The 15,362-nt window shown below is 34.2% G+C and carries 13 protein-coding genes; 6 read left to right on the top strand and 7 right to left on the bottom strand.

Annotated elements, in window-relative coordinates:
• Together ACFVR2_RS13450 and ACFVR2_RS13445 are read left to right on the top strand one after the other, a co-directional pair.
• The gene (locus ACFVR2_RS13450; RefSeq protein ID WP_387362435.1) at positions 1–1,182 is read left to right on the top strand and encodes a Ger(x)C family spore germination protein; all 1,182 of its coding nucleotides are present in this window, start codon (positions 1–3) and stop codon (positions 1,180–1,182) included.
• A gap of 17 nt (positions 1,183–1,199) precedes the next feature.
• Entirely contained in the window at positions 1,200–2,312 is a 1,113-nt protein-coding gene (locus tag ACFVR2_RS13445) for a GerAB/ArcD/ProY family transporter (RefSeq protein WP_387362433.1), read from the top strand.
• Between the two features lie 26 nt (positions 2,313–2,338).
• Here the strand turns inward: ACFVR2_RS13445 and ACFVR2_RS13440 are convergent, their stop codons facing one another.
• Positions 2,339–2,596: a hypothetical protein gene (locus ACFVR2_RS13440; protein WP_387362431.1), complete on the bottom strand. Its 258-nt coding sequence runs from the start codon at positions 2,594–2,596 to the stop codon at positions 2,339–2,341.
• Positions 2,597–3,087: 491 nt separating this feature from the next.
• Between ACFVR2_RS13440 and fabZ the strand changes: the two genes are divergently transcribed.
• On the top strand, positions 3,088–3,510 hold the full coding sequence (fabZ, locus tag ACFVR2_RS13435; protein ID WP_056469377.1) for a 3-hydroxyacyl-ACP dehydratase FabZ: 423 nt from the start codon (positions 3,088–3,090) through the stop codon (positions 3,508–3,510).
• Between the two features lie 147 nt (positions 3,511–3,657).
• Here fabZ and ACFVR2_RS13430 read toward each other — a convergent pair whose 3' ends face one another.
• Together ACFVR2_RS13430 and ACFVR2_RS13425 are read right to left on the bottom strand one after the other, a co-directional pair.
• Positions 3,658–5,061 (bottom strand): radical SAM protein, encoded by a 1,404-nt coding sequence (locus ACFVR2_RS13430; RefSeq protein ID WP_387362429.1) that lies wholly within the window; start codon positions 5,059–5,061, stop codon positions 3,658–3,660.
• Positions 5,033–5,788: a prolipoprotein diacylglyceryl transferase gene (locus tag ACFVR2_RS13425; protein ID WP_387362427.1), complete on the bottom strand. Its 756-nt coding sequence runs from the start codon at positions 5,786–5,788 to the stop codon at positions 5,033–5,035. Before ACFVR2_RS13425 ends, ACFVR2_RS13430 begins: the two co-directional genes overlap by 29 nt.
• Before the next feature lie 139 nt (positions 5,789–5,927).
• On the opposite strand from ACFVR2_RS13425, the gene ACFVR2_RS13420 reads away from it, so the two are divergent.
• Positions 5,928–6,209, top strand: a complete 282-nt coding sequence (locus ACFVR2_RS13420) for a hypothetical protein (protein ID WP_387362425.1) — start codon at positions 5,928–5,930, stop codon at positions 6,207–6,209.
• Between the two features lie 126 nt (positions 6,210–6,335).
• Here the strand turns inward: ACFVR2_RS13420 and ACFVR2_RS13415 are convergent, their stop codons facing one another.
• The 3 genes from ACFVR2_RS13415 to ACFVR2_RS13405 all read right to left on the bottom strand — a co-directional run bounded on the left by ACFVR2_RS13415 (position 6,336) and on the right by ACFVR2_RS13405 (position 11,301).
• On the bottom strand, positions 6,336–6,869 hold the full coding sequence (locus ACFVR2_RS13415) for a GrpB family protein (protein ID WP_387362423.1): 534 nt from the start codon (positions 6,867–6,869) through the stop codon (positions 6,336–6,338).
• Between the two features lie 66 nt (positions 6,870–6,935).
• Complete coding sequence (locus tag ACFVR2_RS13410) at positions 6,936–9,692, bottom strand: DEAD/DEAH box helicase (RefSeq protein ID WP_387362421.1); 2,757 nt, start codon at positions 9,690–9,692, stop codon at positions 6,936–6,938.
• On the bottom strand, positions 9,670–11,301 hold the full coding sequence (locus ACFVR2_RS13405; RefSeq protein ID WP_387362419.1) for a hypothetical protein: 1,632 nt from the start codon (positions 11,299–11,301) through the stop codon (positions 9,670–9,672). The genes ACFVR2_RS13410 and ACFVR2_RS13405 overlap by 23 nt, the downstream gene beginning before the upstream one ends.
• 678 nt (positions 11,302–11,979) lie before the next feature.
• Here ACFVR2_RS13405 and ACFVR2_RS13400 point away from each other — a divergent pair.
• The gene (locus tag ACFVR2_RS13400; RefSeq protein ID WP_387362417.1) at positions 11,980–13,914 is read left to right on the top strand and encodes a M14 family metallopeptidase; all 1,935 of its coding nucleotides are present in this window, start codon (positions 11,980–11,982) and stop codon (positions 13,912–13,914) included.
• 227 nt (positions 13,915–14,141) lie between these two features.
• Positions 14,142–14,342 (top strand): cold-shock protein CspD, encoded by a 201-nt coding sequence (gene cspD, locus ACFVR2_RS13395; RefSeq protein WP_025568675.1) that lies wholly within the window; start codon positions 14,142–14,144, stop codon positions 14,340–14,342.
• A 404-nt stretch (positions 14,343–14,746) separates the two neighbouring features.
• Here cspD and ACFVR2_RS13390 read toward each other — a convergent pair whose 3' ends face one another.
• Complete coding sequence (locus ACFVR2_RS13390) at positions 14,747–15,232, bottom strand: CarD family transcriptional regulator (RefSeq protein WP_387362415.1); 486 nt, start codon at positions 15,230–15,232, stop codon at positions 14,747–14,749.
• Positions 15,233–15,362 lie beyond the last annotated feature (130 nt).

Genomic DNA, 15,362 nt, shown 5'->3' with positions numbered 1-15,362 from the left:
ATGAAAAGAAAATGTATGATCTTAATTCTAATTACAAGTTTACTTTTGGTGAGCTGTTCTAATTATAAAGAATTAAATAGTGTATCGATCGTGGTAGCTATGGGTGTTGATTATATACCTAAAGATAATCAATACAATATGGTTCTACAAATCATTAATCCGAGTGCAATTGCTAGCGTGACTGGTTCAATAGGTACACCAATTATTTCCCTAGAAGAAAAAGGTAGAACGATTTCGGAGGCGGCTCGAAATATTACCAAAAGTGTATCGCGATCAAATATATATTCTCATGTAGCACTCGTTATCATTGGTGAAAAGTTAGCAAAGGAAAAAACGTTGAATTATATATTTGATGTGTTTGAGAGGGATTCCAAAATACGTGTTAATATTCCGGTCATTGTTGCAAGGAACGATAGTGTTTATCGAGTGATGAATAACTTGCCAGCACTAGATAAATTACCGGCTAAGTCGATGGTAGGAAAAATTAAAAATACGTCATCTCTTTTAGGAGAAAATCAAGAAATACAAATGCGCCAAGTAATATCAGCCCTTTCCAGTAGTGGTAGAGAACCGGTCATTAATGGTGCAGTTTTAGAACATGAAACTAAGACTTCTGAATCACTTGATAATTTTTCAAATGTGAAATCATCCTATAACAAGATTGAGGGGTTAGGCGTTTTTAAAAAAGGAAAGCTAGTGGGCTGGTTAGATGGCTCACCGGCAAAATCGGTACAAATAGTTGATAATGCAATAAAAGAAACAAATATACAAATAAAATGCAGCAAAAAAGAATATGATTCGATGGAGCTCACACGTGTGAAAACGGACACGAAGATTAAAATGAAAAATAAAATACCAATAATTCACATAAAGGTAAAATCGATAGCCATTATTGATGAAGTACTTTGTAATGACAATTTTGATAAAGCAAACACGCTAAAAAAATATGAATTATTAAGTGAGAAAGAGATCAAGAAAACCATAGATGAAGGAATTAAAAAAGCACAAGGATATGGGGCAGATATTTTTGGGTTTGGCGATAAACTACATTTATCAGATCCAAAGGTTTTCAAAAAATATGAGAAAAATTGGGATGAACAATTTCAAAAAGCTAAAGTGAAAATTGATGTTGATGTCCAAATAAATAATGTAGGTATGAGAAAAAAAGCTTATCCATTTTAGAAAAGAAGGGAATGCTAATGAATCGAAAATTATCAATTGGTGCCTACCAATTCTTTAGTATTATATTTTTATTTGAAATGGGGAGCGCTACATTAGTAGGACTTGCATCTGGTGCAATGCAGGATGCTTGGATTAGTGTTTTAATTGCTTTGGTTACTGGATGCTTACTATTATGTGTTTATATTAAATTATTTGATCTGTATCCCGAGTTACCATTTACGAGATATGTTCAATCTATTTTAGGCAAGTTTGCAGGCAAAATACTAGCAATGGTTTATATACTCTATTTTATTTATATTGGAGCACGGGTTCTTAGAGACTTTGAAGAATTACTAGTGATTACACTTTACAACGCGTCCTCACTTATTTCAATCGGTATTTTATTTATGTTTTTATGTATGTATGCAATCTTTAAAGGCTTTGAAGTATTCGGTCGAGTATGTGAGTTTTTGTTTATTGTAATCATCTTCATAACGGTATCTATTATTGGTTTTGAAGTAATTGCTGGTTTAATAAAAACTGATAATATAAGACCCGTATTAGAGACTGGGTGGAAGACTGTAATAAAAGAAGCTTACCCATTGACCGTTACATTCCCATTTGGTGAAATGATTGTATTTACAATGATTTTACCTTATTTAAAGAAACCAGAATATGCATGGAAAGTCGGCATTCCTGGATTAATTTTTGCAGGTCTGGTTTTAACGTTAGAAACAATGCTTAATATTTGCATTTTAGGAGTTAACACGTTGGTGAGAGCTACTTATCCGATCTTAACTGCAATTAGTTATATCAATATTGCTGATTTTATTCAAAGACTTGATTCAGTCATTGTCATTATTATCGCTGTAGGAGGATTTATTAAGATAACGGTTTTTTTCTTTTGTGCGATCATCGGAGCGGCGGATTTATTTAAAGTGAAAAAATCCGATACACTTACTTATCCAATTGCAGTAATTATATTAATTTGTTCCGTCTGGATGGCACCTGACTACTTAGAGCATTATAAGGAAGGCTTCGACATAGTACCTTACTATTTACATATACCTTTACAAATCGTTATTCCTACTGTTCTGTTGGTCATTGCAATCATCCAAAAAAAAGCAAAAACAAAAGAGAATGCAGCATAGAAACTCTAACTGCATTCTCTTTCGTTTTAATTAGATGTCTTTTGATTTTGTTCTTGATTTCGTTTCTTTTTTAGTTTTTTCATATACGATAGGACGATTTTGGCAACGCCGAATGGTACAGTAAAAAAGAAAATTAATACATAATCTTCACCTACTAGTTCTGTTTTGCTAAGTTTTATATTCGTTAGCAGATGAGGGAATTCATCACCATTATATAAGTCGATTCCTTCCAATAAGCACATCTCTAGTATAAATAAACATAGAAATACCCAAAACACCTTCAAAACTCGCACCCCACTTAAAATGACTAATTACAATTATTTTGGTATATGATGGCAGTGATTATACGGAAAGTTAGGGAAACTTCAACAAAAGTCTACGATAATTTATCTGAAAATTCGGTATATAATAGAAGAAGTGGAAAAGGCGGTATCAAAATGATACAAATATTTAAAAACAAGAACTTTTCCTGGTTATTTTTAGCGAATTTTACTTCTCAGCTTGGTTCTGTAGTAGGGATGATAGCATTTATGTTGTACTTATTAAGAAAATTTTCAAGTCAGCCATACTATGCAACTAGAACCGAGAGCTTACCGTTTTAGCTCTCATAGAGTAATTGGAGTAATACTGGTATGCAACTGAGCGGTTTCATTATTGGTTTGCGTTAACTTACAAAATAAGATAGTATTATATTTATAGCGCATAGAAGCTGGTCTTAAGACTTGCTTCTTTTTTATTAACATATTGAATCTTTTCAATTGGAGGACTACATAGAATGTTAGATATTAAAGCAATTAAAGAAATTCTCCCTCATCGTTACCCATTTTTATTAGTAGATCGTATCATTGAGCATGAAGAAGGTAAACGTGCGATTGGTATTAAAAATGTTACAGCTAACGAAGAGTTTTTTAATGGTCATTTCCCTGACTATCCTGTAATGCCGGGAGTACTAATTGTAGAAGCCCTAGCACAAGTTGGTGGAGTTGCAGCATTAAGCTTAGAGCAAAACAAAGGAAAGCTAGCATTATTTGCTGGTATCGATAACTGCCGTTTTAAAAGACAAGTAGTACCAGGTGACCAGCTAAGACTAGAGGTTGAACTAGTGAAAATGCGTGGACCAATCGGTAAAGGTAAAGCAGTAGCAACTGTAGACGGACAAATAGCTTGTGAAGCTGAACTTACATTTGCACTTAAATAAATTGAATTAAATTAGAAAAAATCCTATTTTGAAAAAAATAGGATTTTTTTATTATTGAATATTGTGAAGCTACCAGTGAGATGACTGAGCTGTAAATTAAAATGGTAAAACTGCAAACTAGAAGACTTATAAGCAATACTGAAATCGTTAGTTCCTTACGATTTCCTCTCGAAGCGTCTCTAAGTATGCTTCTTTATCGTCCCTGTAAAATAAATTATATGTATCAAATGGAATCATCTTATCATCAGTCGTAACAAAATGAACACATGATTTTTTTACGCTACGGACATCTAAATCATAATTATCTTGGAATTTCATAATTAATACTCGAAATACATTTTCATAACCCATCCCATTTGGTAGAATCACTTTTGGCAAACAACATAGAAGGTCTTTTAAGCCTTGAAATCCACTTTGAGGGGAATGATTTAAACTAAATAACTTGAAAACTTTGTTACGTAATTCTTCATCACTCTCGAAAACAATTGTATTTCTTTCCCCTTCAAGCAATACATTCTTATCAATGATGCTAGTTAAAGGAGTTATTTTACCGCCCATTTTTAAAGCATAGCCCATTGCTAAACTATCAGGGTGACATGGCACTGGAATAATATCGTCTTCTGAATAGAATTCACTTTGTTTAATAATCTCTTGGCGAACTTCACTAAGTGTTAGGCGTTCGGTTGATGGGTCATAATTTTCTGTTCGTCCGGCATGTTGAATAGGCTGGAATGTTACACCACGTACGCATTTTTGTTCCGTGCCCCATTTAATAATCTTGCCGATTTCATGATCGTTTAAGCCCTTTTTTAGGACAGCTACCAGTGTCGTACTAATATTATATTTATTTAAATTATTAATCGCTTTTTGTCGGATCTCTCGCAAATCACGCCCCCTTAACTCAAGAAGTGTTTCCTCTTCAAAACTATCAAATTGGAGGTAGATTTCAAAGCCAGGTTTGTAGCTTGCGAGTCTTTTTACGAAGGCTTCGTCAGTAGCAATTCTAATTCCGTTCGTATTGACCATGAGGTGTTTAATACTTCGCTTCTTTGCCTCATCTAGTATGTCAAAAAACTGAGGGTGGATGGTAGGTTCACCTCCAGAGATTTGAACTACATCTGCTTCTTTTTCATTTTTTATAATCGTATCAAACATTCGTTTGATTGTATCTAAATCTTTCCAAGTAGTTCGTTTTGGAGAACTCTCTGCATAACAAATTGGACATTGCAAATTACATACATCTGTTATTTCAACAATACTCAAACAACTATGTTGTTCATGATCTGGGCAAAGTCCACAATCATATGGACAGCCGTATTTAATTGGAGTGTTCCATCGATGAGGCATTTCACTAGGTTTAATAAATTCTCTACATAATTGATAATACGGGATATCTGTAGAAATTAGGACTTTCTCCATACCGTGATGCTTGCAGCGTTTTAACATATAGACGCAATCATTTTCATATATAATTTTTGCTTCTACTTTTCGTAAACATTTACTACAAACAGAAAGTGTAAAGTCAGTGTACGTATACGGACGATTTGGCACGATAATTTCTCCTTCTCTGGTAGATAAAATAGATAGCGTAATATAATACGCCTAATAAACAGGTTATTTGGATACTACTCATTTCCCCATAAGGCTTGATTGTTGGTTTTAGCCACTCAATGAAAAACCTATAAAGAAAGTATGAGGCTGAAAACAGAGCAAAGTGAAAACCTTCATAAGGTTTTTGTCTAAAGATGTATTTTATAACGAACAGTAAACAGCATAAAAAAGCAATATCATAAAGCGAAGTTGGATGACGTTTTATTCCATCGCCAAAATCAATACCAAATACATTTGACGTAGGTATTCCATATGTATCATCAGTTAATCCAGTTAAAAAGCAACCGATTCTTCCAATACACATTGCCAGACAAAGTGGGAGGACCATATCATCACCGGTTGAGCTTGTTTGGTTACAAAGTTTTTTACTTAACTCAACTCCAATGATACCGCCTAGCAATCCGCCGACAATGGTTTTTCCTTGAAATATTCCAAAAAGACCATGACTATGAACGGTGAGCAACAATTTTGGGATGTCCTGAAGTGAAGCGACAATCAGACTGCCAAAAAGGGAACCAAGAATTGCTCCAATTAGTACATATACGGTTTTTTCTTCACTAATTGTTCCTTTTCGGCGGAACTTAATATATACTCTAAATCCAATAAAAAAGGCTAAGCTTTCAAAAACTCTATGTGGATGAAGTTCCATGCCAAAAAGCGGGATCATTACAGGGGTGTTTATAGTATCACTTCCTTTTTTATTTCAAAAAATTTATTGTCATGATGCTAACCCTATGATACTATTTTTCTGAATATTCTACTATCCTATATTTATAGGAAGTTCAAATTAGGGAGGGGGGATGAGGTTGCCAGATAATCGCGATCATCATCCAGTTGCAAATTTTTTTAAAGGGCTTTTTCTCGGAACTCTCACTTCATTCAGCGGAATCATTGTTACACTACTAGGAATCGATTCACTAAAATTTCCTATTGCGGCAGGAATTGTTGTTGCTATACCACTTCTAATAGGCATTTCTCTTTTAGTAGTCTCAAAAAGAAAGTTCTTGGCAATTGGGTTTTTCATGTCTCTCCCGATTGTATTCTTTATATTCTATTCGATTTGTGGGACTTTTTTTTATGATATTTGATAAAGTGTCTCCTTTACGGAGGAAGCATCCCTATTATCCAGCAGACTGCAATTTAATATTGAAACCAAAACAAAAAACATGCATATTCCCATCGCATGTTTTTTATTGTTTTATTTGTCGTTTTAATTAAATCATTTTTCTCCACTCAATAGCTTTTCGCTCTATTTCCTTCACAAAAGCATCTTTCCCATCCATGTATCCATAAATATCATTTGGAAATTTTTTAGCAAGTTGTGCTTTTAATTCTCCATATGCTTTCATCTCATCCTCATGTGCCCTTAAATAAGCAGGAACTGCTAGATGACGCTCAATTTCTTTTTCATTATCAAACTGATACATATGCATTTGATGGGTACGATTTTCGCCACCTTTTCGGAAGTATCTTCTACCTGGTAGACCGAACTCACCAAGCCCCTCATAACCAATCTCAGCTAATTGATCGTTATACTTGTCTATGTTTTCTATGTTTTTAACGACTGGCAACATATCGATAATCGGTTTAGCTTTTAAATTTGGCACAGATGTACTGCCAATGTGATGAATTTCAATAAGCTCATCTTTTAAGATTTCATGAATACGGTTAGCTTCTACTTGAAATATGTTTTTCCAATTTTCATCATGGTTTTTGACAATTACATTCATTCCACTTTTTGTGCCCATATTAAAACCTCCATTTAAAAGAAAATGGGATTATCTAAAATACAATAATCCCATTTTCCTTGCATATTAAACACCTAACAAATCAACAAGCTCATCCATAGACAATTCTGTTATCCATTGTTCGCTCGTTATGATTGTATCGTTAAGTGATTGTTTCCGTTGTAGCATTTCATCAATTTTTTCTTCTAGTGTCCCAATCGTTACAAATTTATGGACTTGAACGAATTTTGTTTGTCCGATTCGGTATGCTCGGTCAGTTGCTTGATTTTCAACAGCTGGGTTCCACCAACGGTCAAAGTGCATAACGTGATTTGCTGCTGTTAAGTTTAGTCCTGTTCCTCCAGCCTTGAGTGAAAGAATAAACACTTTTACCTCACCGTTTTGAAAGCGAGAGATCATATTATCACGGGCTGTTTTAGGAACGCTACCGTTTAAGAATAATACTTCTTCACCAAATTTTGCTTGGATTGCCTCTTTAAGCATATCGCCCATTCTCACATATTGAGTAAAGATTAGACAGCTTTCGCTTTGTTCAAGGATTGGGTCTATTAATTCGAATAGTCGTTCAACTTTGCTTGATCTCTCTTCGAATTCAACAAGCTGTGATTCCTTTAAGAATAAAGAAGGGTGATCACAGATTTGTTTTAATTTATTTAGCATCCATAGAATACGGCCTCGACGTTCGATACCAGTTAATGTATCGATTTGTTTTAAACTGTCTTGAACAACTTGTTCGTATAATGCTGCTTGTTCAACTGATAAAGGACAAAGCATCTTTTGTTCTTGTTTTGGTGGGAGATTTAATGCCACGTCTTCGTCTTGCTTTGTACGTCTTAGTAAAAAAGGCGAAATTAAACGATGAACAGCATTTATCTTTTCTTCATCTCGGTCCTTCTCAATAGGATTTACATAATTACTAGCGAAACGGTTTAGAGAACCAAGATATCCTCTATTTATAAAATCAAATATTGTCCAAAGCTCCGTTAAGCGGTTTTCCATTGGAGTACCGGTAAGAGCAATGCGGTGCTCAGATTTTAATCCACGAACTGCACGAGACTGCTTTGTCGTTGGGTTTTTTATGTTTTGCGCTTCATCAAGAATGATACTTTTCCAAACATATTGTTTTAGGTCTTCATAATCTAATACGCTTAAAGCATAAGAGGTGATGACAATATCGACATCTCTCATTATTGAAAATAAGTCTTCGCCTTTTAAACGATTCCCCCCATAGTGAACATGAACAGTTAAATCGGGATAAAACAATTCAATTTCTCGTTTCCAGTTGTTGATAACAGAAGTAGGGCAGACAATCAATGATGCCCCTTGTTTTTCTTCGTTTTCTTTACGATAAGCTAAATAAGAGATCGATTGGATTGTTTTACCAAGCCCCATATCGTCAGCAAGTAGTGCACCAAATCCCATATTTTTTAAATGAACTAACCATTCAAATCCTTTTTGCTGATATGCACGCAAAGTTGCTTGCAGACCATGAGGAACAGTAAGCTCAGGAACTTCTGAAATGGATGTTAATCGTTTAGTTAGTTCTCGGAATACATCATCTACTTCGATTTCAACTTCGGCAAAAGGTGATTGATCGTCCTCGGGTTTTTCAGTCCCCTGTAGTAGCTCATGTTGAAGAACTTCGTGAAATCTAAGTCCTTGCTTCTCAGCCTTTGCCATCATTTTCTTCATACGTGCAATAAAAGCAGGGTCAAGTGCAATCCATTGACCGTTAAATTGAATTAAACGTCTTTGATTTTCAACGAATTGCTGGAATTGTTGTTCTGAAAGTTCCATCCCATTTGTAGAAATTCGCCAGTTGAAGTCAACCAATGTTTCCATATTGAAAAATGAATTTCCAGTAGGTTTACCTTTTACACTTGCTTTTAAAGTCATCTTATTTTGTTTTAAAGCTTGCCACCAGCTTGGTAAAAGAACCTGAATATTTGCGGAAAGTACTTTTTCACTATCTTCTGTTAAAAATGTCCAAGCTTCTTGTTCACTTAAAACTTCTTTTGGCTTATGATCGTCGATTAAGTTTGGTGCTAATAATCCTACACCTTGGAACGTTCGATCTAGATACTCAGCATAAGATGAATGCTTTTTATGTAATGATTCATGTCCGTTATATTCATAAGGTTTTATAGTTTTTCGTTCATCAATTAAATATGTACGTAAATTCCAGTCATCATGTTCACTCATTGGTTCTTCAAGTACTAATCGAATTGAAAATGGAACATCATCGTCTCTTAGCCCGATTTTTACATGCCAATCGTCTTCATCAATACTATGTGTAAGTTGCTGTTTTATATAACTTGGATTGTGATACAAGCCCCTAGCAATATCCCAGCGTTTAGACTGTAATGTTTCGATTTCAAACTGCTGTTTAATTGCAGAAGAAACCAATTCCTGTATAGTTGGTTCTAATTGTTCAAATCCATCAATTTTCCATAGCTCTTCCCCAGTCTGATAATGAGCAAAACTTGGCGAAACGTGGCCTTCGTTAAAATCATCGTATAACCGTGAGATTACCGAATGAAACTCATTTGCTTCATCTAAATAAGTAATCTCTACTAATGAGTTTTCTTGATGTTCTCTAAAAAAAGTAAGTGCTTCGATTGGAGTTAAAAGAATTCCTTCAATCTGACCGACTCGGGTCGGCTGCAATAATGTCCCATAATATGAAGGTTCATGCCATTGAAACACTAGATGCTTCCATGCGGTTACCGGTAAAATGACACCGTGACTTTGCATTCCATAAATGAGTAAGCCTTTTCGCTCGACCCATTTTACGGCAATACTAAGATTTGCTAGTCGCTTCATTGACTAATTTTCCTTTCTTTAATTCCTCTTGAAGTGCACGTAAACGAATAAATTGAGATTCAACATACTGAATATAGTCTTCCCACTCATTCATACGCTTTAATTTTTTATAATTTGTTCTTAGTTTTTTTAAATATCGTACAGCTATTTTATAGTTTACTCGGCCTTTTAACTCAATGTAATAAAGAACCAAGTGATGGTATATAGGTAATACTGATTGAGGTGAGTTCTTATGTACTTCCTGAAGGTCATGTTTATCAATGTAATCAGGATTATAAGAATATAAGTGCATTTGCAGCTCAGCCCATCGTTTGTATTCACGATTATGCATTAAATAATCTGTGTACTGCATCACACTATATGGAAGTAATGCTTGATAAACTACTTCTAGCCCGGCCGTTTCATTAGTGTAAAAACTATTGTACTCATAATTAGTAAGGAAATGTTTCGCAAAAGTAGTTTTTGCATACTCATCATCGCCATTTTTTAAAAAGTGTAAAAGCATCTCGTAATATAATGGCAAAAATAATGTTAGCCGATCTGTTTCATTGTTTTTTCGAAGACTTTCGATCCAGTAAGTAAAGCAATAGAGAGTACGTTCATTATTGTTGTATTGCTTTATGATGGACAGCATTGTTTCATCTTCTTTTAATAAAAAATATAGATGAGCTTTTCCTAAATCTGCATAATAATTGTCTTCAACCTTTGATAAAGTTTCTAAATCCTTATATAAAATCTTTGGACTATTTAATAGCTCTTTATATACATGACGAAAAGAGTTATATCGAGGAACTAAACAAAGGCTTCTTTCTAATAAAAGAGATTGCAACTGCTCACTAAGAACCTCTTCGTACTGAGTAGAAACAGAACCTCCAGTTAAATTATGTAATTGCCTACTAACTGCATCAATTTGATTTTCTAACATTGTCATTTCGCGCGGTAAATGCGCATTGTCGTAAACTGTACTTTGAATTTCTATTTGTCCGACCATTTTATTCATTGTAAATATTGACGCAAGTAACTGATATTGTAGCTTTTCCTTTTCTTGACGTGGTTGTTGATTCAATAATCCATGATAAAACCGTTCATATAATGGATAAACAAAATAAACATCTTGGTAAAATGACGTTCTTTGCTGTTCTATATACTCCTTATACTTTTGCTCAAACAACGCCACTGTCTCTTTTGGTCGATCCTGCTCAAACATATTCATTTGATCCAGCAGTTGGCGACCAGTCATGATATTCGGGATACTTTTTAAAGAAGACTGTTTAAACTTCCTCATAATATCTCCGACTAAAGAAAATGAAGCGGCAGCATAGCAAAGTAGTGCAATTTGATGTTGGCATGGAGGAGCTTCGTAGCAATCACATCCATTTTGATCATGGTTTTCAATATGTAGAATTGGTAAATGAATTTGATCGCCTTCTTCAACAACACCAACTAGGCGACCTTCGCGAACCGATACATTGTATACTTGACCTAGTCGATACAACTGCAGACCAGTTTCAACAAGCTCTGCGTCCCTCGTATTTTGAGGAGAAAGCTTTGAAAAAAGTGAATATGAAAGTTCATAAATAATATCTTTACTTAAATCACGCTGAAGCATTCGATGCCTCCTTACTCGAAACATTCTTATTGGTAATTATACCCTAAACAAATACGATACACATAGCCGAAAAGGGAAAAAATGAAAGTTGATATAGATTGTTAATATTAAGCCGTAATTAAAATTTAGGAATCATAAATAAAAAGGTGAATCGCAATTAAGATTCAGGAATCATAAATAAAGAGGTGAATCGCAATTTAGATTCAGGAATCACAAATAAAAAGGTGAATCGCAATTAAGATTCAGGAATCGCAAATAAAAAGTGTGAGTCGCAATTAAAATTTAGGAATCGCAATTAAAAAATGTAAATCACAATTAAAATCCAGGAATCGCAAATAAAAGTGTGAATCGCAATTAAAATCCAGGAATCGCAAATAAAAACCATCAAATCAAATAAATTCAAAAATAAATCGTACTTATATGTAAAATCCTCATAGTTTCAACTAAAATCTATAAAAACATACCTATTTTAAAGTAAAAAACGTAACAGGAATAGGCAGGTGTGTAATAAAATTTTAATATGCAATGAAAATGCTAATATTATAAACTAATAATATATTAGACAATTAAAATAAGCTCCCTGAATAGGGGGCTTTTCGTCTGTTATGAGATTTTTAAATAAAAAACAATTACTTACATATACACAATTGTTTTTGATTAACTAGAGAGGTGAAGGATTTGAAAAAAAGTTTTATTAGTTTAGTTGTTTTAGTACTTATATTTAGTATGTTTAAAGATGTATTTGCAGAATCAATAACAAAAGCAAATACAGAAAAATGGGTTGTAACTCTAAAACCTACAGATTTGACGATTCAGAATACTGAAACTGGAGGAACAACCGGCGGAGGAACAACTGGAGGAACAACTGGAGCGACAACTGGAGGAACAACTGGAGCGACAACTGGAGGAACAACTGGAGCGACAACTGGAGCAACAACTGGAGGAACAACTGGAGCGACAACTGGAGGAACAACTGGAGCGACAACTGGAGGAACAACTGGAGGAACAACTGGAGAGACAACTGGAGGAACAACTGGGGCGACAACTGGTGAAGCAACTGGAGGAACAACTGGTGAAGCAACTGGAGGAACAACCGGAGGAACAACTGGTGAAGCAACTGGTGAAGTAAAAAACGCAACAACAACAACTACAACTATAACAATACCAGCAAACGTTAAGTTAAAAGTAGATAAAGAAGAGAATGACCTTTATTATGTTACTTATAATGGGAATGCTGGGACTATTTTGAAAAGTGCGGTCCGAAATGCAACTCCATGGGAAATCTACCCAACGGCGAAAGTCTTTAAAGTAACCAATGATACACCTCTATTATTAAATGAAAATGGTAAATTAGTGAATAGAGGAACAGTTAAAGCAAATACGATTTTTAGTAAAATAGGTACGAAGGATCAGTATTTAATGATCCAATATTCTAATCAAACTGCTTATATTGATAAAAATAAAACAATCCCTTTACCAAATGAGACCTTGCCTGTAATCAGTATTGTGACGCAGCCTGTTAAAATTACGGCGGGTGTTGCAGTACGAAATACTAAAATTGTTTTCCCGCGGGATCCGAAACCAACAATGGTTACCATACCTGCTAAACAAAAAATAGTAATTGATTCAGCCTATTCATCTTATTATGTCGTTAAAGTTGGAGGGCTTAAGGGGCTAATCCCTAAAGCAGATATTTCGTTAAAAACTTATAACTACGTTGACCCAAATGGTGACTACTCATATGACAAGTTGACAGCGGATTTACAGGAACTGAATGCTTGGTACCCTGGATTTACTAAAGTTGAAACAATTGGTAAATCGGTAGATGGTAGAAATTTATATGCGATTAAGTTAGGGACTGGTAAATCTGAAATTAGTATAAACGGTTCGCATCATGCACGTGAGCACATGACGACAAATGTCATAATGGAAATGCTTGATCAATATGCTAGTGCGTATGAAAAAAATACAAAAATTGCTGGTTTTGATGTAAGAAAATCATTATCACAAACGTCTATTTATTTTGTACCAATGGTTAATCCTGATGGTGTTATGCTTGTACAAAAAGGTGCGAGCAGTGCAAAGAATCCAAATCAGGTCATTAAATTAAATAAAGGTAGCAAGAATTTTAAAGCTTGGAAGGCAAATGTACGTGGTGTAGATTTAAATCGTCAATATCCAGCTGGGTGGAATACAATTTCTGGTAATAAGTCAAAGCCTGGCCCTGATAACTATAAAGGTACAAAGGCTCTAAGTGAACCAGAAGCTAAAGCTTTATATGATTTCACTAATAAACATTCATTCAAAAATACAGTTGCATACCACTCATCAGGAAATATTATTTTCTGGCATTATAATCAATCAGGAACTCAAATGGCTAGAGATAAGGCAATTGCTACAAAATTATCAAAACAAACAGGCTATAGTTTGGTCGCTCCTGCAAAAGGTGGAGGCGGTGGATATAAAGACTGGTATGTTGCTGCAAAAAAACGACCTGGATTTACGATTGAAATTTCTCCTTATGTAGGGAACAAACCAGTTCCAAATAGTTACTTTAGTAGTATTATGAAGAAGAACTTACCAGTTGGTTTAATACTTGCTAACGAAAAGTAAATAATGAGGTCATTTTTTATATTAAAATTATTAAATTTAATTATTCTTCGTGCACAATTTGTTTTTCGTTTCATTTTATGTTACTATAGGTACATACTTAATAAGAAATTGGTTAATTCAATTCATGTGTTAAAAGGGACGAATTTTCATCCTGTTCTAATGTGTGTATTTTTTCTTAACAATACTCATTAAGTGTAAAAAAACAGGTATATATGGAGGTTCGTACAATGAACACAGGTACAGTTAAATGGTTTAACGCAGAAAAAGGTTTCGGATTCATCGCTGTTGAAGGTGGAGACGATGTATTCGTACATTTCTCAGCTATCCAAGGCGACGGTTTCAAATCACTTGAAGAAGGCCAAAAAGTAAGCTTTGAGATCACTCAAGGTAACCGTGGCGCTCAAGCTGAAAACGTAGTTAAATTATAATTTTCGCTTCTGAGTGAATAAAAGGCTGCTAGCATTTTTGTTAGCAGTCTTTTTTATTTTGTTTGGAGAAGTGAAGAGGTAATGGCGACAACTGCAAATAAAATGTCTACAACCGTAAATAAAACAGCCAAATCTGCAAATTAAAAAAAGTAAATTTTAAAAAATTACCAAAACTGCAAATATCTGCTGGTGTTTTTATTATAATTGTATTAAATCAACTAAAAATGTTTTAAAAAACTGATGAAAGTAAATTTTACCAAAAAAACACAAAAGGTGGACTCGTGACTTACATTCATACCTTTTTTAATCAATTACTTCTCCTAGGTATTCTTGAAAGTAACTAATAAGTTTAAAAATCAACAAAAAAAAGAGCTTTTGGTAAGCTCCTTTTCTTAAATAAATCTTTATTTTAATGCAGAATCAATTAATTCGGTTGCTTCAAGTTGAGATATGCCTTTAATTAAGCTAAGTTCACCAACAAACATGCGTTTGGCCATGTCTAGCATTTCTCTTTCGCTTGGATTTAAAGGTTTCTCCCTACTTTGAAGTGTTAGATCACGTACAACTTGAGCACCAGCGAGTAATTCGCCAGACTTTAATTTTTTCATGTTTAGATCATATTTTTGTTTCCAAGATAAGGAATCGTCGGGAAGACCGTTTGAAAAGTCATCTAATACATTACTTAAATGGTCTTTGTCTTCGACTAAACGAATTTTCGTGTTTGACACATTCCCTTGAGGGACCATCAATTTTAAATTGCTGGATGGTATGTTGATTATGTAGTACTGTTGTGTTACACCTTGTATAACTTTCTCTTCGATGGAATCAATTACTGCAGCTCCCTGCATTGGGTAAATAATTTGATCGCCAATTTTGAACAATGTACCCACCTCCGAAAATTCTTATAACTTAAGTATAACATTAATAAATGAAATAACAAAATTTATATGATAACATTTGTAAAATAAAACTGTCAATAATTTTATGTATATATTTTTGCTTTTTTGGGGAAAAGATGAA

The sequence above is a fragment of the Gottfriedia sp. NPDC057991 genome (assembly GCF_042886615.1).
Taxonomy (GTDB): domain Bacteria; phylum Bacillota; class Bacilli; order Bacillales; family Bacillaceae_G; genus Gottfriedia.
Note: the sequence above shows the minus strand (reverse complement) of the source record. Positions and strands in the feature narration are given on the sequence as shown.